Origin of the sequence: Saliterribacillus persicus (assembly GCF_003337485.1) — a bacterium.
In the GTDB taxonomy this organism is placed as follows: domain Bacteria; phylum Bacillota; class Bacilli; order Bacillales; family Amphibacillaceae; genus Saliterribacillus; species Saliterribacillus persicus.
Genome location: NZ_QPJJ01000004.1, coordinates 161,713 through 184,131, shown reverse-complemented (window position 1 = coordinate 184,131; position 22,419 = coordinate 161,713). Strand labels below are relative to the sequence as shown.

16 protein-coding genes are annotated in these 22,419 nt (G+C 36.2%); 13 read left to right on the top strand and 3 right to left on the bottom strand.

Features of this window, described 5'->3' with window-relative positions; translation table 11 throughout:
* The first annotated feature begins 34 nt into the window (after window positions 1-34).
* From DFR57_RS06290 to DFR57_RS06255, 8 genes are all read left to right on the top strand, one after another.
* Window positions 35-1,852 (top strand): cache domain-containing sensor histidine kinase, encoded by a 1,818-nt coding sequence (locus tag DFR57_RS06290; protein ID WP_170132923.1) that lies wholly within the window; start codon window positions 35-37, stop codon window positions 1,850-1,852.
* Window positions 1,849-3,360, top strand: a complete 1,512-nt coding sequence (locus DFR57_RS06285; RefSeq protein ID WP_114352289.1) for a response regulator transcription factor — start codon at window positions 1,849-1,851, stop codon at window positions 3,358-3,360. The genes DFR57_RS06290 and DFR57_RS06285 overlap by 4 nt, the downstream gene beginning before the upstream one ends.
* A gap of 106 nt (window positions 3,361-3,466) precedes the next feature.
* On the top strand, window positions 3,467-4,816 hold the full coding sequence (locus DFR57_RS06280; RefSeq protein ID WP_114352288.1) for an ABC transporter substrate-binding protein: 1,350 nt from the start codon (window positions 3,467-3,469) through the stop codon (window positions 4,814-4,816).
* A 91-nt stretch (window positions 4,817-4,907) separates the two neighbouring features.
* Entirely contained in the window at window positions 4,908-5,768 is an 861-nt protein-coding gene (locus DFR57_RS06275) for a carbohydrate ABC transporter permease (RefSeq protein WP_114352287.1), read from the top strand.
* Entirely contained in the window at window positions 5,765-6,631 is an 867-nt protein-coding gene (locus tag DFR57_RS06270; protein WP_245937405.1) for a carbohydrate ABC transporter permease, read from the top strand. Before DFR57_RS06275 ends, DFR57_RS06270 begins: the two co-directional genes overlap by 4 nt.
* A gap of 21 nt (window positions 6,632-6,652) precedes the next feature.
* Window positions 6,653-9,301, top strand: a complete 2,649-nt coding sequence (locus tag DFR57_RS06265) for an alpha-L-rhamnosidase (RefSeq protein ID WP_114352286.1) — start codon at window positions 6,653-6,655, stop codon at window positions 9,299-9,301.
* Window positions 9,302-9,492: 191 nt separating this feature from the next.
* Entirely contained in the window at window positions 9,493-11,532 is a 2,040-nt protein-coding gene (locus tag DFR57_RS06260) for an alpha-L-rhamnosidase-related protein (RefSeq protein ID WP_170132922.1), read from the top strand.
* A gap of 47 nt (window positions 11,533-11,579) precedes the next feature.
* The gene (locus DFR57_RS06255; protein ID WP_114352284.1) at window positions 11,580-13,151 is read left to right on the top strand and encodes an alpha-L-rhamnosidase-related protein; all 1,572 of its coding nucleotides are present in this window, start codon (window positions 11,580-11,582) and stop codon (window positions 13,149-13,151) included.
* 120 nt (window positions 13,152-13,271) lie between these two features.
* Here the strand turns inward: DFR57_RS06255 and DFR57_RS06250 are convergent, their stop codons facing one another.
* Window positions 13,272-13,694 carry a pyridoxamine 5'-phosphate oxidase family protein gene (locus DFR57_RS06250; protein WP_114352283.1) on the bottom strand — a complete coding sequence of 141 codons (423 nt, stop codon included), beginning with the start codon at window positions 13,692-13,694 and terminating at the stop codon, window positions 13,272-13,274.
* Window positions 13,695-14,161: 467 nt separating this feature from the next.
* Here DFR57_RS06250 and DFR57_RS06245 point away from each other — a divergent pair, with 467 nt between their 5' ends.
* Window positions 14,162-14,485, top strand: coding sequence for a DUF378 domain-containing protein (locus DFR57_RS06245; protein ID WP_114352282.1), 324 nt, complete (start codon window positions 14,162-14,164; stop codon window positions 14,483-14,485).
* 238 nt (window positions 14,486-14,723) lie between these two features.
* Here the strand turns inward: DFR57_RS06245 and DFR57_RS06240 are convergent, their stop codons facing one another.
* On the bottom strand, window positions 14,724-15,026 hold the full coding sequence (locus DFR57_RS06240) for a Dabb family protein (RefSeq protein WP_114352281.1): 303 nt from the start codon (window positions 15,024-15,026) through the stop codon (window positions 14,724-14,726).
* A 605-nt stretch (window positions 15,027-15,631) separates the two neighbouring features.
* On the opposite strand from DFR57_RS06240, the gene DFR57_RS06235 reads away from it, so the two are divergent.
* Complete coding sequence (locus DFR57_RS06235) at window positions 15,632-16,207, top strand: RNA polymerase sigma factor (protein ID WP_114352280.1); 576 nt, start codon at window positions 15,632-15,634, stop codon at window positions 16,205-16,207.
* Window positions 16,204-16,971, top strand: a complete 768-nt coding sequence (locus DFR57_RS06230; protein ID WP_170132921.1) for a DUF4367 domain-containing protein — start codon at window positions 16,204-16,206, stop codon at window positions 16,969-16,971. Before DFR57_RS06235 ends, DFR57_RS06230 begins: the two co-directional genes overlap by 4 nt.
* A 66-nt stretch (window positions 16,972-17,037) precedes the next feature.
* Here DFR57_RS06230 and DFR57_RS06225 read toward each other — a convergent pair whose 3' ends face one another.
* Window positions 17,038-17,496 carry a hypothetical protein gene (locus DFR57_RS06225; RefSeq protein ID WP_114352278.1) on the bottom strand — a complete coding sequence of 153 codons (459 nt, stop codon included), beginning with the start codon at window positions 17,494-17,496 and terminating at the stop codon, window positions 17,038-17,040.
* Between the two features lie 154 nt (window positions 17,497-17,650).
* Here DFR57_RS06225 and DFR57_RS06220 point away from each other — a divergent pair, with 154 nt between their 5' ends.
* Both DFR57_RS06220 and pelA read left to right on the top strand, forming a co-directional pair.
* Complete coding sequence (locus tag DFR57_RS06220) at window positions 17,651-18,508, top strand: helix-turn-helix domain-containing protein (RefSeq protein ID WP_114352277.1); 858 nt, start codon at window positions 17,651-17,653, stop codon at window positions 18,506-18,508.
* Window positions 18,509-18,631: 123 nt separating this feature from the next.
* Window positions 18,632-22,318, top strand: coding sequence for a pectate lyase (pelA, locus tag DFR57_RS06215; protein WP_114352276.1), 3,687 nt, complete (start codon window positions 18,632-18,634; stop codon window positions 22,316-22,318).
* Window positions 22,319-22,419 lie beyond the last annotated feature (101 nt).

The window sequence follows — 22,419 nt, the reverse complement described above, 5'->3', positions numbered from 1 at the left end:
TCAAAACACTTTTCAATCAGATAGGAGAAAAATCATGCATCGCTTTCGAGCAGCCTCCATACGAACTAAAATGTTTGTCATATTTGCCAGCGCTTACATAATCGTGATAAGCCTTGTAGGCTTCATTATGTATGTAAGTAATGTGAACGAAATGAAGGATCAAGCCCAGTCCTTATCTAAGGTGTTGTCGACCCAATTTTCAAGAACTATTGATTTATATTTTAATGATATAGAACGTCTATCCACTGGAATCTTTACGGATAATACAGTCCAAGAGAATTTAGGGAATTATGACCAAACCAACTCCTTGTTTCAGGACATTAATATAAGAAACAACCTATACCCACATCTTTTTAGTCAGGCGTATCCAAGACGAGATATTGAGCGAGTAATTATGTATACCAACTCGGGTACGTCATTTATTTATGATAAGCGGGGAGACATGGAGATTTCGTATGAAAAGGAAACTGCAAAATGGAGTGAAAGCTTATATGATATACCTAAACACGAATTCTTAATTCTTCCTACTACAGAAATAGAGTTGCTTAGTGGAGAAAAAGCACAGGTTGTGTCACTTGTGAGGCATATTTATACCATTCCACAACGTGAAAAAATAGGATCCATGAAAATCGATATTAACGTGAATGTTTTTGATAGATTATTAGAGCTTGAGAATGTAGAAGAATTAGAAGAATACTTAAAAGTGATTGTGCTTGGACCAAATAAATCTGTTATCTATGATCAACAGAGACAATACACTGGTGCTTCTGATATTGGCTTAGACGTGTCAATCTCAAAAGAAGAGGAGCCGTTAGATGGGACATTATCTTGGCAGGACAAGCAATATTTATACGCTAATCGCCATTCCGAGTATACCTCGTGGGATACTGCTGTTTTAATTGATAATGAATTCATCATTTATGAACGAAATCAAATTATTCTATTTATTGCGGTTACAGGTGCCGCCGCAGTAGCCATTATTGCAATTATCTCTTACTTCCTATCACATCAAATTGCTAAACCATTAATGAACATGATTGAACGAATGAAAAGAGTAGAACGCGGTGATCTACATGATCGAATGGAGCTAACTGGAAATAGCGATATGGATTTATTCACGCGCGTTTACAACAACATGCTAGACAGCATTAATAAACTAATTTCTGAGGTATACGAGTCTAGTATCACAGAGAAAAATGCAAAAATAGCGGCACTTCAGTCACAAATCAATCCGCATTTTTTATACAACACGTTAAATACAATGAAATCAATTAGTCGAATTCGGGGCGTAGAGGAAGTTGCAGAGATATCAGAATCGTTAGCTGATTTATTTAAGTATAGTATGAAGGATCTGGATAAATTAGTGCCGTTAAAAGAAGAATTAAAGCATATTGAGAATTATATGAACATTCAACAGCACCGTTTTCAAGACCGATTTGTATTAAAGTCTGAAATAGACACGAATATAGAGCATAGTTTTATTCCAAAATTAATCATTCAACCTCTTATCGAAAACGCAATTAATCACGGGTTGGCAGATGTTAAAAGTGGAGGAATCGTTCATTTAAAGATTAGAAAAAAAGATAATAATCTAATGGTGTATGTCCAGGATAATGGTGCAGGAATGACTAAAGAAAAGCTAGAAGAAATTAACTCCTCTATTAGCAAGAAAAATACGACATTAGATCCCAAAGAAGGAGTTGGTTTAAATAATGTCATCCAACGAATTCGACTGATATATGGACATCGTTATGGAGTGAATATTGAAAGTTATAAAGACGAAGGGACAACAGTTATACTTAATCTGCCGTATAAAGAGGAACAGTTTACACCGAGGGAGGGAACAGAATGAATATATTTGTGGTAGAAGATGAACACTGGGCATTAAAGGAAATGGAAGCTTTATTAAAAGAATACGAACCAGAGCATAAGATTTACGCCTTTGAAAATGGGGAGGATGCGTTTGAACATGTGAAAAAGGTAAAACCAGATCTAATTATTACAGATATTACGATGCCTAGAATGAATGGTCTGGAGTTAATTGAAAAAATAACAGAGATAGACAGGAGTATTAAAACGATTATTTTAACGGTGCACGATACGTTTAATTATGCCAAAACTGGAATTCAGTTAGGTGTGATGGATTATCTGCTTAAACCAGTGAAAAAACAAGCATTGTTCGAGGTAACTGATAAAGCTATTGCAGATATAGAAAAGGATCAAAAATTAAAGCGCGAAAAAGAGAAATGGACGATCAATCAATTATTATTTTCCTCCATGGAAGAAGCATCAGAATCGGCCGAAATTAATCAAAAGGAATATGTCTTTCTCTATTTATTGATCGGTAATTGGCAAACAAACACAGAAAAGGACCACTTTCTATCAGAATTAAATCTTAAAAATATCATGCATAAACTAGGCTTGCCTTTGGATCATTTTTGGGTTGTTCATATTGATTCTCGCCGTAAGGTTATGCTTTTACCAAAGAATGATCATCTTAATATCGAACACGAATTTTTGCCTAAATTATATGAATATTTATGTGCAGAAGGTCAAGTCCACATGTGTTACTTAAATAAAGAGCCACAAATAGAATTAAAGGATGCGTTTGAGTCAGCACATAAGGCGTTAACAAGAGAAAAGTTGTTTGGAAAGTCGACTTTTATAAACGCTAAGAAAGAATCTACTCCTGACAAGGATCTCAGATCGATCTGGGATATCGTTCGCTTTTTGGAATTATCTATTGAAAAAGGAGAGAGTGCAAGGATAAAAAGTTATATTGAGCAGCTTATTCAGCAGTTAAGGAAAATCGTTCCTACTCAGAAACAATTGCAGGATTTTATAGTCGATATGAATTATGCAATTTTGTTTAAATTACGTCAGAAAAAAACAATGGCACTCGAAATCGATCCAATTAATCAAAATATCGATCATCTAAATCATATGGTTACTTTTTCAGAATTAGAGAAGTGGTTACATACTTATTTTTATCAGTTGGCGGAGACTTTTTCTCCGAAGGACGTAGCGCCAAAGCATTTAATTCCGAAAGTGAAACGCTGGGTGGAACAGGACTATGCAAAAAATATAACATTCTTAGAGTTTTCAGATGCCCATCATGTGAGTTTGAGTTATCTTTCTAGAGAGTTTAAAGCACAAACTGGGATGACCTTTGTTGAATATTTGACCGAGGTTAGAATTAAAAAAGCTATTGAATTATTTGAAGCAGGAAAAGAACGCACGGTAGAAGTAGGAGAGCTAGTGGGCTACCATGACCCAAAGCATTTTCGAACGGTATTTAAAAAGGTAACAAACTATACTCCAAAAGAATATAAACAAAAAAGGGTTAAATGGAAAGAGTAAAATATCCCCCCTTTTATAGTTAAATGAGTTGGTTTTATAAAAATAAAAGTCTTTCTATAATAAAGATACAGCAAAAAGGTGCTGAAAAATAAAAGGGGGTTAACAAATGAAGAAGATGAAGATGTCGTTACTTATAGGACTTATGTTGTTATTAGCAGTATTTTTAGTAGCGTGTGGAGGAGATGATTCCGAATCCTCAGAAGGTAGCACGGATACAAATGGAGAAGATAACGGTGAAACAGCTTCTGAAGAAAACCCAGAAACAACGTTGACTTTTTTAGTAGATAATCAAACCGTTACAGATGGTATTGAAGCTGTAGCAGAAGATATTAAAGAAAAGCATAATATCACAACGGAAATCGAGTTGCGTCCGGGTGGTACCGAAGGAGATAACATCGTTAAAACAAGATTAGCGACTGGAGAAATGACAGATATCATGTGGTATAACTCAGGTTCTCTTTTTAAAGCGCTTAATCCAGAGGAATACTTTTTAGACATATCTGGTGAATCTTTCGTAGAAAAATATGATGATGCCTATAAAGAAACCGTATCTGTAGGCGATGCCGTTTATGGTGTTCCTGGTGAAGCGAGTTCAGCAGGTGGCTGGTTATACAATAAAAAAGTATATGAAGAATTAGGATTAGAAGTTCCAAATACATGGGATGAGTTAATGGCAAACAATGAAGCTATTAAAGAAGCTGGAAAGGTTCCAGTTATAGCTTCATATAAAGATACTTGGACTTCTCAATTAGTACTACTTGCGGATTACTATAATGTACACTCTGAGGATCCTGACTTTGCAGAACAATTTACAAATAATGAAGCAAAATTTGCTAGTACTCCAATTGCATTAAGAGGGTTCGAAAAATTACAAGCACTACAAGAAGCTGGACATTACAATGGTGAAGAATCAGCTACAGGTTACGAAGATGCTCTAGAAATGTTAGCAAGTGGGGAAGCAGCACACTATCCAATGTTAACCTTTGCTCTAGCAGCGATCGCTGATACTTATCCAGATAATATAGAAGATATCGGATTTTTCGGGCAACCAGGTGCTGAAGCAGACGACCACGGTGTAACGTTATGGATGCCTGGCAGCATCTACGCTAACAAAGATTCAGAAAATGTAGAAGCTATAAAAACTTGGTTAGAGTATTTTGTTTCTGATGAAGGCCTTGAAACGTATATGGCTGAAATGAAAGCAAATGGTCCATATGTTCTTGAAGGGGTAGAATTGCCAGATGATGCTTATCCTGCAGTGAAAGATATGGCATCGTATCTTGAAGCTGGAAAAGTAGGACCAGCACTTGAATTCTTATCACCACTAAAAGGACCAACATTGGAGCAAATTACAGTTGAAGTTGGTTTAGGAATGGTAACACCTGAAGAGGGAGCAGAAAAGTATGACCGAGATGTTGAGCGACAAGCACAACAATTGGATTTAGAAGGCTGGTAATAGCAAGGTAGAAAGATATGGAAAGGCCCTGTTATGAATTTCATAAAATAACAGGGCCTTTTAAATAAATTTTGTATTGGGGTGACAATCTATGAAAATCAATAAAATGTATAGTTATTCATTACTGATACCAGCTGGACTAATCTATGGTCTATTCTTTTTATACCCTACTATCATGTCATTTTTCTTTGGTTTTACTCGTTGGAATTTAACTGATTGGGAATGGATTGGTCTAGAAAATTACATCATGTTTTTTGAAGAGTCTTCCTTAATGATTGGTTTTAAAAATACGTTCATTTTTGCGTTTTTAACAGCAGGTTTAAAAGTGGTACTTGGATTGATATTTGCTGTTTTGTTAACGGCTAAACTTAGAACAAAACGATTTATTAGGTCCCTTGTATTCTTTCCCGTGTTAGTAAGTACAATTGCAGTGGGTATTGCTTTTAGTGTATTACTACATCCATCCGAAGGGTTAGTTAATACAGTGTTAGGATTAATCGGCCTAAATGGTCCAGATTGGTTAGGGAATCCTAATTTAGCAATCTACTCTGTGGCATTTGTTGATGTTTGGAAAGGCGTAGGGATCGCAACTGTCATCTTTATCGCAGGTATGATGTCTATTCCAGTAGATTATTATGAAGCGCATCAGATGGATGGAGGGAATAAATTTAATGCATTTTGGCATATTACTTTACCCTTATCGCGACCTGCAATAAATGCTGTAATTATTTTAGCCTTAATCGGTGGTCTCAGAACGTTTGACTTGGTTTGGGCCATGACAGGTGGGGGTCCAGGTTTTAGTTCTGATTTAATAGCTTCTATTATTTATAAACAATATCAAGCAGGATTCTACGGATTATCTACTGCGGGTAACGTTTTATTATTTTTGATGGTAGCAGTTATCGTATTTCCAATCTTTAAGTACTTGAATCGGAAAGAGGTGGATCTATGAGCACACAACATGAAATTATGCGAAAAGAAAAACGCAAGAAAAGTAGAATTCGTCTCATAGTTGAAAGTCTAATCGTTATTGTTTTTTCTGCGATATTTTTAGTTCCATTTTATTTTATAATTGTGAATGCGATGAAAACAAGCCCAGAAGCCTCGAAATTATCGATTTCTTGGCCGACAGAATTTAGAATATTAGAAAATATGCAAGAGGTGTTAGCGGCAAGGGATAATATGCTTTTATTAGCATTTTTCAATAGTACTGTGATCACGGTAATTTCAATTCTTATCCTATTGGTTGTAGGGTCAATGGCTGGCTTTGTGCTCCAACGTCGTAAAGGTAAATCCATCAATATAATTGGTTCGACTTTCTTAGCTGGTTTAATGATACCGCCTGCTGTTGTACCAACTATTTGGGTGTTAGAACAGTTTCAATTATTTAAAACTTTTCCAGGTATAATTTTAGTAATGGTAGCCATATCTATTCCATTTTCCATCATTTTATATACTGGTTTTATAGCAACTATTCCCAAAGAACTTGATGAAGCTGCCATCATTGATGGATGTGGGGGATTCCGATTGTTTTTTAGTATTATATTCCCGATGTTAAAGCCGATTCACTCCACCGTTATTATTCTAAATGCCGTTCAAATATTTAATGATTTTGTGCATCCGCTGTATTTCTTTCCGGGAGCGGATAACGCAACGGTTCAGTTAACATTATATAACTTTATGAGTATGTACAGTACGGATTGGAACTTACTATTTGCAAATGTATTGCTAATTACAATACCGCCGTTTATTTTATTCCTAATTTTCAGTGAAAAAATTGTAGCAGGAATGACAGCAGGTTCAGTAAAAGGATAATTTACGAAATGAGGGTGTGACATGTTGGAAGTTCAAGATTTACGTATAGAGTATCAAAAAAACCCAATTGGAATCGACGTTAACCATCCGCGGATTAGTTGGAAGTTAACATCAAATAACCGAAATGTAATGCAAACCTCCTATCGTATTCAGGTTGCACTAGACGACTCATTTGAAAATATTCTCTGGGATTCTCAGAGAGTGACATCTGATCAAAGTAACTTTATTACTTTAAACGAAATCACATTAACATCCAGGACGAGATACTATTATAGAGTAAAAGTTACCGATAATCATGAGAATGATTCAGAATGGTCGAATGTGAATTATTTTGAAATGGGATTACTAGCTAAAGAGGATTGGATAGCAGATTGGATTACTGCACCACAAAAATGGAACGGGAAACCGAGTCCAAAATTAATGAACAAATTTAGTTTAGAAGGCAGCGTGAAGAAAGCTCGAGTTTATGCAACGGCATTAGGGTTATATGAATTACAACTTAATGGAAGCCGTGTAGGTGATGACTATTTTACACCTGGATGGACTAGCTATGATACAAGACTGCAATATCAAACCTATGATGTTACTGATCTACTAATAGAGGGTGAAAATGAACTTCAGGGTTTACTTGGTAATGGATGGTATAAAGGTAACCTTGGATGGGAAGGTAATGATGAAATCTTTGGGAATCGTCTAGCATTGCTTGCTCAAATGCATGTCGAATTCGATGATGGAAAGGAAGTTGTCATTACAACAAATCAAGACTGGGAAGCGGCTGAAAGCCAGATTCGAACCTCAGAGCTTTATCATGGTGAAACCTTTGATGCTAGTATGGAGGTAGAACACACTGAGCCTGTTGAACTTTTAGACCATACAAAGGATATTTTAGTTGCGCAAGAAAATGAGCCTGTAAGAAAAATAGATGTACTTTCGCCGGTAGAAGTAATTCAAACACCACGAGGAGAAACGGTGTTGGATTTCGGTCAAAATATGGTCGGATGGGTTGCTTTTGATATCGAAGGAAAACGAGGACAAGAAGTTGAAATAAAGCATGCAGAAATTTTAGATGCAGATGGAAACTTTTATACAGCGAACCTTCGAACTGCTAAACAAACGAATAAATATATATTAGGTGGTAAAGGAAAAGAAACCTTCGAACCGTATTTTTCCTTTCAAGGCTTTCGTTATGTAGAATTAATAGGCTTTGAGGAAAATCAAATTAACTTAAAAAATTTCCGCGGAGTGGTGCTACATTCCGACATGGAAATAACAGGGGACTTTACGTGTTCAGATCCTATTATTAATCAATTGCAACACAATATATTATGGGGCTTGAAGGGGAATTTTCTCGATGTACCAACAGACTGTCCGCAGCGAGATGAACGTTTAGGTTGGACAGGTGATGCTCAAATGTTTATTCGAACGGCAAGTTATTTGGCGAATGTAGGTCCATTTTTCAAAAAGTGGCTTCGAGACTTAGAAGCAGATCAGGATAATGAAGGTGGCGTACCTTTTGTCGTACCAAATGTATTACATTCAGATATGGAAGAACCACAAGATAAGACAGAGCAAAAACCATATAGTTCTGCTGCTTGGGGGGATGCTGCGGTAATTTGTCCGTGGACCATTTATATTGCATATGGTGATGAGCGAATCTTAGCAGAGCAATACGAGAGCATGAAGGCATGGATCGATTATATTAAGAGTCAAGGGGAGAATCCTTACTTGTGGAACACAGGTTTTCATTTTGGAGACTGGTTAGCACTTGACTCAAAGCCAGATAGCTACATCGGTGCGACCGATCGCCCTTACATTGCGACGGCCTTTTTCGCCTATTCTACGTCACTCGTAAAACGAACGGCAAAAGTATTAGGTAAGATGGAAGATTATCGATACTTTGAAGAATTAGAAGGAAATATTGTACACGCGCTTACTGATGAATTCATTACACCGAATGGCAAGCTAGCTGTTCCAACCCAAACTGGACAAATATTGGCGTTAATGTTTGATTTGTTGGATAGTAATGCGAAGGATAGAGCTGTTTTAAAACTGAAAGAGCTTTTGGAAGAAAGCGACTATCATTTAACGACTGGCTTTGTTGGAACGCCTTATCTAAACCATGTCTTAACGGAAAATGGAATGAACGATGCTGCCTATAAATTGTTATTTCAAAAGGATTATCCGTCATGGCTGTATCAAATTACAAAAGGCGCTACAACGATTTGGGAGCATTGGGATGGTATTAAAGAGGATGGTACATTTTGGAGTACCGATATGAATTCCTTTAACCACTATGCCTATGGTGCTATTGGTGACTGGTTATATCGAAAAGTAGCGGGTATTGAATTAAATGAAGAAAAACCAGGCTTTAAAGACTTTATGATCAAACCTTATATTGGTGAAGGTCTTGACTTTGCTGAAGCTAATTTAGAATCCCCGCATGGAAAAATTAGAAGTGCGTGGAAGAAGGATGAAGCAGGTAACGTTCAGTTAGAAGCTACAATTCCACCTAACACCACAGCAACCATTCATTTACTAGAAGCAAAGACAGATAACGTCAAAGAAAGTGATAAAGCTTTATCTACTATTGATGGAATTGTTTCTGTAAATGCAGATAATAGTGGTGTGCGGATCTCCTTAACTTCAGGAGAGTATGCTTTTACGTACTAAAAATAAACTTACGAACAAATCATATGGCTAGTGCATTTCCTATTTGGAAAGAGCTAGCCTTTTTATCACTTTATAAAGTGGAGATAAGTAATGCTTTCATTAATTTAGTAACCTTTTGGTGTTCATTCCTGAAAGAAGTGCCTAGGTTAAAAATTTGTTGTTTACTACATAAGAGGAGAGGGGTTTTGAAGTTGGAAAATGCAATATCTGAAACCCGAGCATGTTGGATTTGGTATCCGGGGGACTGGGAGGTTTGGCTCCACGAACAGGTTTCATTAAGACGAGAAATGCGTGAGGTTATGTTCCCACCCTTCTGGAGACTTGACTCCCATTACAGCTCTGTTCTTTTCAAATATGAGTATTATTTAGCTGAGGAAACGACCGTGCGAATTACTGCAGAAGGACAATATGCTGTCTACTTAGATGGGAAGGATAATCATCGTTCAAATAAGCATGAAATTACGCTACCAAAAGGGAAGCATACAATTACGATTTCTGTTTATAATGTGAAAAATGTTCCAGCTTTATATATAGAGGGAGAAATCATCTATAGCGATCATAACTGGGAAGTCTCCTGTTACGATAGCAGATGGAAACCTGTAGGAAGTTGGCCAAGTCAGTTTCATTCTCCCCATACACTGCCATCTGAATATAAGCTCGAAACAGAGCTTCAAGTAGCAAAAAATATAGAAAAGACAGAAAAAGGATGGCTGGTGGACTTTGGCAAAGAAACTTTTGGCTATTTGCAATTAAAAGAGCTTAGCGGACAAGGAGAGCTTGTCGTTTATTACGGGGAATCCATGGAAGAAGCGAAAGATACAGAGCACTCTGTTTTAATTGATCGCGTAACAATAGACGAGGAAAAAGGAGTCACCTATACGTTTAAGAAATCACGTGCCTTACGCTATGTTCAACTTATTCCAGCGAATGAAACGATACAATTTCAAATCGTTCATTTATTATATGAATATTTACCCGTTACATACCGAAGCCAATTTAAAAGCTCAGACCAACGACTAAATGATATTTGGTCAACATCTATGGATACGTTCCATTTAAATACAAGGGAATTTTTCTTTGATGGAATCAAACGAGACAGGTGGGTATGGTCTGGTGATGCGTATCAATCATTCCTTATGAACTATTATAGCTTTTTTGATGCAGATGTAGTGAAACGCACTTTAATAGCCTTAAGGGGAAAAGATCCAATAAATACACATATCAATACTATTCTCGATTACAGTTTGTACTGGTTTATAAGTATTTATGACTATTATCAATATACAGGTGACAAAGCTTTTGTAAATTCACAATATGAGAATATGGTTTCGTTAATGGAATTCTGCCTAAGTAGACGTAATTCAGAAGGATTAATGGAAGGAATAGAAGAAGATTGGGTCTTTATAGATTGGGCAGATCTAGATAATAGAGGTGAGATAAGTACCATCCAAATTCTACTTTGTCGAAGCTTAGAAGCAATGTCACTTGTCTCAGCATTGGTTGATGATACGAAAAGAAGTAAAACATATCAGCATGAAGCGGAAAAGTTAAAAAAGAAGATAATGGAGATCTTTTGGGATGAAGAAAAAGGAGCTATTCTCCATCAGCGCTTAGACGGGGAGTTAAGTAATAAAATAACCAAATATCCTAATATGTTTGCACTCATGTTTGGCTACTTAAACGATCAACAAATCGCCAAGGTAAAAGAAAAAGTGCTACTAAATTCAAGCGTTCAAAAAATAAAGACCCCATACATGCGCTTTTTTGAACTCGCAGCATTATGTGAAATAGATGCTCATCCTTTCGTGTTAGAGGAAGTACATGATTATTGGGGTGGCATGCTTGACTTAGGTGCCACAAGCTTTTGGGAGGAGTACAATCCCGCGGAAAGTGGAAGCGAGCATTTACAAATGTATGATATGCCTTATGGGAAAAGCTTATGTCATGCATGGGGTGCCAGTCCAATCTATCTAATAGGGAAGTATTTTTTAGGTGTTCGACCAGTTACACCAGGATTCCAGGATTTTGTTATTGAGCCTAAACTAGGTGGTTTGGAATGGTTTGAAGGAGAAGTACCAATTGGAGAAGGCAATGCCTCTATTTATATGGATAATAAAAAGATTCGCGTAAAAGCAAATCATGGAAAAGGCATTCTAAAATATAAAAAAAATGAGCAGACGTTAGAAAAAGCTATTCCTACTGATGGGTCCTGGGTAGAGATTGATCTCTAAGCAGCTCGATAGTTAATAATTTTTTTAAAAAAGAAAGGGAGGGTACAATGAGCTTTCAAACAAATATAAGTCATGAAGTAATCAGGTCTAGTAAGCTAGAAGAAAAAGCGAAAGAATTAAAGCCTGAATTATTTCGTAAAAAAATAATACCTGAACACATAGTTGAGGTAGTCGAAAACGAAGAGAAAATGCACGGGTGGGAAATTAATAATGTTAAACCCGCATCGGAGTTATCTGACGAAGTATTAGGTAAAGACAATTCTTTAATTCTAGATTTTGGTGATCATCAAGTAGGTTATCTTTCTTTAAGTATTACTCCAGTAGGGAGTCCGCCAGATGCGCCGTTACATATGCGATTAACATTTGGTGAAATGCCGGTAGAAATGGCAGAGTCTTTTTCTACCTATGATGGATGGATAAGCAGTTCGTGGTTACAAGAAGAAACTATCCATGTTGACGTTCTCCCGAGTGAACTGAAACTTCCTCGAAGATACAGTTTTCGTTACCTAAAAATAGAAGTATTAGATACCTCCCCAAAATATAAAGTTTCGTTTCAACATGTAGCAGTAGAAACGATTACTTCTGGTGACGAGGGTCAAGTCGAAGCGTTCGTTCATGACGATGAAGAGCTAGTAGAGATAGACCGTGTAAGCATTAAAACCTTACAGGATTGTATGCAGGATGTATTTGAGGACGGTCCAAAGCGAGATCGAAGACTTTGGCTGGGTGATTTACGCTTACAAGCAATGGCGAATTATGCGACCTTTAAAAATAATGATTTAGTTAAGCGCAATTTATATCAATTCGCAGCTGTGCCAAATCAAAATGGGCAGGTATCTGCTAATCTTTTTGTGGAACCTTCCCTTATACCGGATGATACATTTCTATTCGATTATTCATTATTTTTCACTACTACGTTGTATGATTATTATCAAGCAACAAAAGACATAGAGACTTTGAAGGAGCTTTGGCCGATTGCTTATCGTCAGGTGGAAATAGGACTTGAAAGATTAGATGATAAAGGAATAGTTCAGGACGATGATAGCTGGTGGTCATTTATAGATTGGCATCCAGATTTAAACAAACAGAGCCCGTCTCAAGCTATATTAATCTACACGTTAAAAAGGGCTATTCTTTTAGCGCAAGAACTGAAAGAAGACACGAAAATAGTGGAGCTAGAGAATCATTTGGAAAAAGTTATGGAAGCTACACATAAGTATCTTTGGAAGGATGATATTGGCTTTTTTGTAAGTGGAGATAAAGAGCAAATATCTTGGGCAACACAGGTGTGGATGGTAATAGCAGGTGTATTGGATGAAGCTAAAAGCAGAGAGCTCTTACTGCAAGTATTAGATACACAACCAGAGGTAGAGATGAATACGCCTTATATGCATCATCACTTAGTTGAAGCCCTTTTTGAAGTAGGATTAAAAAAAGAAGCAACGGATTGGATGAGAATGTATTGGGGCGGCATGCTACGAGATGGGGCAGATACTTTTTGGGAGCTATATAATCCAAAGGATAAAACCTTCTCTCCTTACGGGAACCATTTAATTAATAGCTATTGTCACGCATGGAGCTGCACCCCAACTTATCTTATAAGAAAATATTTGAATTAGATGCGCTGGTCTGTGTGAACCTTTATGCTATAGAAATAAAGCTAGACATATTCCGCTTAAAAGCGTGAGTATGTCTAGCCTTTTATCTAGCTGGGATTACACAAATTACAGGGATTAAGATTAAAATTCCAGAATTTTAGGTTCGATCCCTTTTTTATTGAGTAAGCTAATTTGAAGCGGCTCTATCTCAAGGACCACATAGTCCGGATCATCTGGTCCTTCAAACCAATTTTTCATATGTGAGTTCCATAACTCTTTTTTTAATTCAGGTGAATCTGTTATCGTAACTTTTCCTTCATATTCCACGTATTCATCATCAAATCCTTCGCCATCATACCCTAATAAGATATGCGTATAAGGATTTTCTTCAATCTCTTCTGCTTTATGGGTTTTTATATTCGTAACAGTATAGAGTTTTAACCCTTTATGAAAAAAAGTCATATATCTAGAATGTGGTTTATTTGCTTTTACAGTTGCCATTGTACCAACCGAACTGTTATCTAAAATATTTTCAATCATCGCTCTAATTTCTTGCTGACTCATCTATATACCTCCTAGTCATTGATATTCTTCATATTCCTTTATGGAGCTAAATTAAACTTTTTTTATAATTTTTAACAATTTTATTTTAAGTTTCATGTCTATAGTTATTCCTCAAAAAATGAATAATATGTTCAATTAGAAATAAAACTCAAGGGGAGAAGAGAGAATAATGGAGGATGTTATAGAAAGAGGATTGTTTTGACCGCGTCTTCTGAAATCTAAATGAAAAAGGTGCTAAATAAGTACAGTATAAAAATAAAGCAATTGCAGAAAATAATTATGCGTACTGGAAGTGGCGAAAAGCAAATTAAATTCCATGGCGCAGTATTCATGCGTTTTATCAAATAACTTAAACAAGCCCTTTTTTAGAGTTTAGGAAACGAACTGGATAAAACGCAATTAGAAAAGATTCAAGCAGAGGAAGTAAGATTCTTCTTGTATATTTGCGAGAGAAGGGGGTGTAGTGCATGAGTACAATTTCACGTATTGCACTAGTATTAGTTATTATCGGTGCGATTAACTGGGGTTTAATCGGCCTTTTCCAATTTGATTTAGTTGCGGCGCTTTTTGGCGGTCAGGACGGGGCGCTTGCAAGAATTGTTTATTCATTAGTTGGACTAAGTGGTCTGTGGTGTATTGGTTTATTGTTTAGTGATTTACAAGAAAATAATGAAGAACCATCAAATGCCGGTAGGCCAAAAAATATGGCATATAGTACAGAATTTTCAGAAGAAATAGATGATTCAGGTGCGATAGAGGAAGAGGTTGAGCCCTCTCGTCCACAAGAATAATGTATAAAATAAAGATTTATTAAGGCTTTTGGTTAAAAAAGATAAAATAAATGCTTTCTCCTTTACTATAGTTGCTGAAGCTATAGTATTTTTTTGCGTTGAAAACAGTTCATATGCTGGAATCAGCCAAATAGGTTATCCCATTTCGTTATTTTAGATGAGCCCAAATTCTATCGGGAGCAATTGAGCCTAACCAAAAGAAAAAGCCTTGACCATTATGAGTCAAAGCTGTTTGATATTAACTAATCGGATAATCGGCTACAATAACATCCTCTATGATACCATCTAATTCTTGCACGAAATCTTGATGTTTTGGATGTGGGCCATATGCTTTTAGTGCATCTTTTGATGTAAAGGTAACTCTTAATCCGATAGAGTACCCTTGCGCGCGATCGGTTTCCTCGGTGACATTGATACCTGTTGTTAATTCAACTATCCCAGGGATCTCTTCTTTTAGAGCCTTTAATTTTCCTAGTAAGTAAGCTTCTTTCTCTTTAGAAATTTCTTGATTAAATTTAAATAACACTAAATGCTCATACATGATGGGCTCCTCATTTCTAATTAAATTATTTTACCTTTCCTTTAGAATACAGATTGGAAACGATTTCTACAAATTATAAATTTGAAGAAGTACAATAAACTTTTAAATAGAAGAAAGTTAACAAGTAATGTTCAAAATGAGAGGTCTAAAAATCAGTAGGACACTTCTTGTATCATTTATTTTTAGGCGAAAATGTTGCTGTTTGCGTCGAACTAAAAAAAGAGCCTTTCCTCTTAACTTTTACTAAGATTGCTTTAGCTGCAACTAGCGTTTCAGTAACAGGAGGCATTACTTTTATTGATCTAATGGCACCACAATTGCCAAGTCTATTGTAGGACCTAGATACCGACTATTTATGCCAATTTGTATCTTATTAGACAATTTCCTGCTTCTTATAGACGATCAATTGGAAGAAATATATTAGAGCCGGAAGGGCTCGTAGCAGGGATTATGACCGCTTTAAGTGGGGCGCGATATTTTATTTTTCTTTTATGGAAAAAAATTTGAGAAAACCTTCCAGTTAAATTGGTAAAAATGTTATAATTTTCATATTAAAGGAGACAATGTAAAGTTTTCTATATTTTAATAAGAAAGCGGTTTTTAATATGTTAAAAAAAATTCTCAAAAAAGCGCAACCTACGGAAGAAGAATTCCGTCTACTATATGACATGTTTTATTCCAGAGTATATCGGGATGTTTTTTTTATTGTGCGAGATCCGTATATAGCACAAGATGCACTTCAGGAAACATTCATCAAAGTCTATAAATACCTTAATCGAATTGATGATCGTGAAAAAATGGGGGCATGGATCTCAACTATCGCTACCCGTACTGCTATTGATATACTAAGAAAACGCAAGGTTGGCGTAGAAATTTATCCCGATAAAGACATTGAAAGAGATGCTGAGATGGAAGAAGGATTTGAAAAAGAAATTGAACAGTTGGTTGAAAATCAAGTTAAAAAGGATACACTTATATGGAAAATTGAAGAGCTTAAGCCTGAATATCGAGAGGTAATTTTATTAAAGCATATCCATGAAATGAGCATTAAAGAGATTGCAGTTACCCTTGTTTTAACTGAATCAACAGTAAAAACCCGCTTACACCGGGCAAGGCGTGTGCTAAAGGAAAGAATAGAAACAGATAAGAAAAGTAGATGGATAGGTGGTGGAATTTCTTGAGTAACCTACAATTTAATAATAAGATTGAAGCGGTACTAAAAGAAATTTATCATAGTCCATCAGATCCTCTGTTTTCTAAAGAGGAAACATGGGATAAGGTATCCATTGAAACGGTCCGTGCCCATAAAAAGAAACAAAAATTTTCTTTTAGTAAAGGAATATTAGTAGCTTCGATGTTTGTCGTGCTTTTAGTCAGTGGTTTCTTTTTAGAAAACAATAACACAAAAGCATTTGGATGGTTTACCAACCTTTTTGTAAATTCAGAGGGCAATGTTACACAAATTACGCAGTCAACAGGTGATTCAGAAGATGTGAAAAATGAAGATTCAATAGACGTTGGTGAGATTGAAAGTAATGTGATTGAAATTACAGAGGAATCGATGTCGCTTGAACAAGCGCAGAAAGAAGCATTATTTGATATTATTATACCCAGCTCTGTTCCTGATGGATTTGAATTACAAGAAGTGATAGTACTGAAGGAAATGGATGAAGTAAAGACTGCTAAAATAATGTATGAATCTCCGGAAAATATTACCTTAGCAATCGCCCAAACATATCAAAATCAAGATTTTTCAAAGTCCATCGTGGTTGATAATGAGGATACGGAAATCGCTAAAATAGAAATAAACGGAGTGGAAGCACAACTGTTTTTATATAAAGATGGCTGGAATGAATTGATCTGGTATGATTTCCCATTTGAATGGAGTGTGAGTGGGGAAATTGATAAAACAAATTTAATAGAAACGGCAGAATCATTAAAATGAAATCCAACTACTTTGTTAACGTTAGTAGTTGGATTTTTATATGAAAATTGGAGCAAAAATTCAAGCTTAAGGAGTGTATTTTATTCCAGTATAGCTAGTAGTCTTTTCAACTACACCGCTTTGGTTAACTTTGTGCATGGTTTTTATGCGATAATATTCTCCTTTATCTACCTTGAAATTGACAGAGCCATTAATCCTTGTTGCAAAGTACTTTTTGAATCGATAGGTTTGACCTTTATTGTGCCACTTTCCGGTATTCTTGTTTTTCATTTGTAAGGTTAATTCGCAAGAAATGGTGTGTACAGGGCTATAGCTAGTGGTGAGACAGGTTCCTCTTAGAGATCTAGAGCCTGTGACATTGATAGAGTTACCGGAACTTCTAATGAAATCAGTGGATTGAATGGATATAAGGCTCTCTGTTTCCGTTGTTAATGTTGGCTCATTGGCAAAAACATTGGAATTAGAAAAGAAATATGCAAGGAAAACAGCATTACAAGTGAATAGACATTTTAATAAAAGCTTCAAAAACTCACTCCCAATATTTAGTTGTTAATACTAAGACGAAAGTAGCTATATAAAGGTTTCAACTTTTACTTTGTGGTATATAATCCTTAATTTAATGTTTTTTAAAGGGATTAGGCTTATTTAAGTAGTAACTTAAGAAGAGGGAGGAGTTTATGTGAGTACTAAAATTAACATTTCAATGCGAAAACAATCTTTTTATATGAACCTGGCTGATGAAAAAAATACGAAACTGATGCGCAAGCCACATCTTCATCAAGATTATGAAATATACTTCTTGGTAGAAGGGGAAAGGTTGTATTATATTGACGGGAAAGAATACTGTATTCGTAAAAACCAACTTGTATTTATTGATAAAAATTTGCTGCATAAAACAAGCAAACAAGCGGATAAAGCACATAAAAGAATTGTCATTAACTTTCATAAAAATTATTTATCTGATCCAGAGAGTAATCTTTTACAGCATTTGTTTGAAGATGGACCGTCCATACTGTCCCTTCCAGAAAGTCATGTATGTATGTTTCGAAATTTGTATGCGCAAATGCTTAGAGAATATAAAAAAGATCGTCCAGAAAAAGATATCTATCTACGAGCGTTAGTCATACAGTTATTAGTAGAAAGTAAGCGTTTGTTAAATAAAGAATTAAAGGCATCTCGTACAACGAAAAAAGCGCTTGATCGCTCCACCATGTCTGAAATGATACGATTTATTCATCAAAATTATAATAAAGATCTCTCCTTGCAGATCTTATCAGATAGATTTCATCTAAATGAACATTATATTAGTCGTATGTTTAAACAAGCTACAAATTATAGCTTTACAGACTATGTGAATCGTTTTCGAGTGGCAGAAGCAGAACGATTGTTGAAGGAAACAGAATGGAAAATTAATCATATTGCTAATTATGTAGGTTACTCAACCAATGTTCATTTTAATCGAGTTTTTAAAAGCATTATTGGCATCTCTCCTAATCAATATCGGAAAAAGAATACTTCTGGCTTGATTAAGCAGTAAGGCTTAGGGAAATCATACCAACCAAAATGTAAACGCTATCATAAAAATGGTGCATAATATGTTACTTTTTGCTTGCTATACTTTTAGGTGAAGGATAGCCATATTGGGAGGAGAGGTTGCGTAATGGAAAGGAAACAAATAGGGGTGCTGCTTGTTTTACTTGTATCTATTGTAGGAATGCTTTTTGGATTTGAACAAAAAGTAAATGCAGAAACAATTGAATTTTCTGGAGACTTGTATGAAGCAGAAGAAGCTAACGGTGAAGGTATTATCGTCGACAACAAGCACCTTGGATTTACAGGTGAGGGGTTTGTAGATTATAAACCAAACGAACCGGGTGGCTTTATTGAATGGGAAATCGAAGTCGCAGAAGAAGCTACTTATGTCTTTGCTTTTCGCTATGCACATGGGAAAGCAGATAATCGCCATGCTGAGCTTCAAGTAGATGGAGAAGTTGTTGAAGAGCAGCTAGATTTTAATCAATCAGGTGATTTTGACGATTATATTTACGTTACAAAAAAAGTAGAGTTATCTGAAGGAATGCATACGGTAAAGTTAACAGCTACAGCAGAGGCAGGTGGGGCTAATGTGGACCACCTATATGTATATCAAGATGTTGATATCGTAGCAGAGGCGGAAGATCAACCAGGTGAAGGGGTCATAATTGATAATAAGCATCAGGGTTTTACGGGAACTGGCTTTGTAGATTATAACCCGAATGTGCCAGGAGGATATATTGAATGGACAGTGGATGTACCTGTTGCAGGGTTGTATCAACTAGATTTTCGTTATGCTCATGCTGGCGGAAGTAATCGCCCTGCTGAAGTGAGTATAAATGGATCAGCTATAGAAGAGCTTGATTTTGCTCCAACAGGGGATTGGGCTGGCTGGAAGTTAGAGAGCACCAGTCTCGAATTAGAAGCAGGAGAGAATGTTATTCGTCTAACTGCAACAGGAGCAGAAGGTGGAGGAAATATTGATCATCTTCGAATTCATAATCAGCTAGAAGAAGAAAATGAACATACACCGGTGGAAACAGAAGAAGTAGCTTTAGACGACTTACTAGACGGGATCACGAAGAAAAAGCTTCAAGCATTAGGAGTAATTAAAGAATCTAGTATGGAAGAAGATGCTTTAATAACCGGTATAGAACTACTAGCTCTCATTAACCGTAGATTTGGTTTAGATAAGAATCAGGAATATAAAAATCTAGAAGCAAGACAATCGATAGGATCTATTTCAAAAGAAAAATGGGATATTTATGTCGCAGAAATTGCAAAAGAAAATAAGTATATACCTGATTTTCTTTGGGACGAAGTAGATTTATATCAGCCACTTAGTAAAGAAGAAACTGCACTCATAGTAGGGGATTTAATGGATTTAGTACCTGAAGATGAAGAAGGTTCTAATATGATGGGCAAGCTAGCGAAGCTTGGCATCATGAATCCAAATCGAGAAATAAATTATGGAATAAAAGATGAAATGACTCTAAAAGAAGCAGAGGAAATGGTTGCTCAATTAGCTTCAGATTCAGATAAAGGGCAAAATGAAGTGAATATTGTAAGAGTAGATGCTTTAGCACCGCACTTAATCGCGGTAACTTTAAATGGGCAGTTTACGGAGATAGATATTGATGATCTTACGTTAGCTATCCCTACTGGAAGCTGGGACAGCCTTTCTCCACTCCTAAATCGAGAGCTTAGACTGCCTAAAGCAGCTGTGACAAAAGATAAATTTGGGAACACTGTCGTATTGTATGAAACGATGGAAGAATTGGAGGGCAATAAATTTTATCTAGAGGAAGATGATCCCTCCTTTCAAGGTGATTTAGATGCTGCATTATTGCAAGCAAATAATATGATAAGCTGGCAGATGGATCATGGCGGTTGGTCAAAAGGAAATGATTATGCCTATGCTTGGGATCAAGAAGAGGATCGGTCTGAATGGGTAAATGGTGATGGAATAGAACTAGGTATGATAGATAATGATGCCACGATAAAGGAAATGGAATTTCTAGCTGAAGTATATGCAGCATCAGAGAATGATTCTTTAAAGCAGAGCTTTCAAAAAGGCTTAGATTTTTTATTTGATCTACAATATGACACGGGTGGATTTGCGCAGGTGTATCCAAGAAGAGGTAATTATTCTGATATGGTTACATTCAATGATGAAGCGATGATTCGAGTATTAAATATGTTTGAAGATATCGTTCAAAAGAAATATCCGTACAATACAGACATTATTACCGATGCACAAAGAAGTAGCATTGAAGAGTCTATAGATAAAGCGGTAGACTATATATTAAATGCTCAGATTGAAGCGAATGGTAAATTAACAGCTTGGGGACAACAGCATGATCCAAAAACGTATGAGTCAGTGCAAGGAAGAGCTTATGAACATCCATCCATCTCAGGTAAAGAATCAGTAGCGATTGTTCAATTTTTAATGGAAAGAACAAAAGGCTCACCTGAAATTACAGAAGCGGTTGAATCTGCTTTGGAGTGGTATGATGAAGTGAAATTAGACGGAATTCGCTACGTAAGTGGTGGAAATGAAAATGGGGAATATTTTGTAGAAGATGAAAATGCCGTCACTTGGTATCGTTTCTATGAAATTGGGACAAACAAACCTATTTTCTCTGGAAGAGACGGTGTGATAAAGCATAATATTCAAGAAATTGAAGAAGAAAGAAGAAATGGCTATCAATGGGGCGGTAGTTATGGCCAGATACTCTTAGAGACTGCAAAAACTACCGGTTATTTTAAAAATAATGTGTATGCAAAAGTAGTCGCTGAAAGTAGCAAAGATAATTTAGATCGTACGCTTGTAGAGGGGGAATTGGAGAAAATGGAAGACTTCCAGAACCAGGTTAAAGAAACACAAGCGAATCTTACTGTTGCAAAGGATGGTAGTGGTGAATTTGAAACAATCCAAGCTGCGATCGATGCTGTTCCAGAAAATGCAAATAGCCACGTTGAAGTAATTATCAAAAATGGAATCTATGAAGAAGTTGTTAATATTCCATCTGATAAGCCATATATTCATTTAATTGGGGAAAGTGAACAAGAAACAATTATTCGTTATGATAATTATGCAGGGAAAGATAATGAAGTTGGTGGTACGATTGGAACTAGTGGAAGTGCAACAGTTTTTATACGATCCAATGATGTGATTGTTGAAAATTTAACGATCGAAAATAGTTTTGATGAATCACAGGAGGTTGAAGGAAAGCAAGCTGTTGCTTTATATGCAGCAGGAGAGAGAATGCTTATTCATCAAGTGACATTACTAGGTAATCAGGATACACTCTTTGCACATTCAGGAACCCAGTATTATCTAGATAGTTACATTGAGGGAGATGTTGACTTTATTTTTGGAGGAGCACAGGCCTTATTTGAAAATGTTACAGTGCATTCCTTAGATAGAGGTTCTGATTCGAATAATGGGTATATCACAGCAGCTAGCACGATGGACCATCAGGACTTTGGTTTTCTATTTTTAAATAGTACTTTAACAAGTGATGCGCCTGATAACACAGTTTATTTAGGAAGGCCATGGCAGCCAAGTAGTAATCCTAGTGCTATCGCTCATGTAGTATTCAAAGATACTAAGATGGCGGCGCATATCAAAGAGGAAGGCTGGACAGAGATGGGTGGCTTCCCGCCAGAAGAGGCAAAATTATATGAGTTTAACAATGAAGGACCAGGTGCTGTAGTTAATGAAGATAGACGGCAATTAACCGAAGAAGAAGCCGCTACTTATACAAAAGAAAATGTATTAGGCGGCTGGGTTCCAAGTGTGCCGCAATAAGAAATAACATCTTATTTTTAAAGGATTTACGTAAAAATGATGACAGCTCGTTTCTCAAATAGGGAAACGAGCTGTCATTTTTTGTACTCTAAGAAAGTATC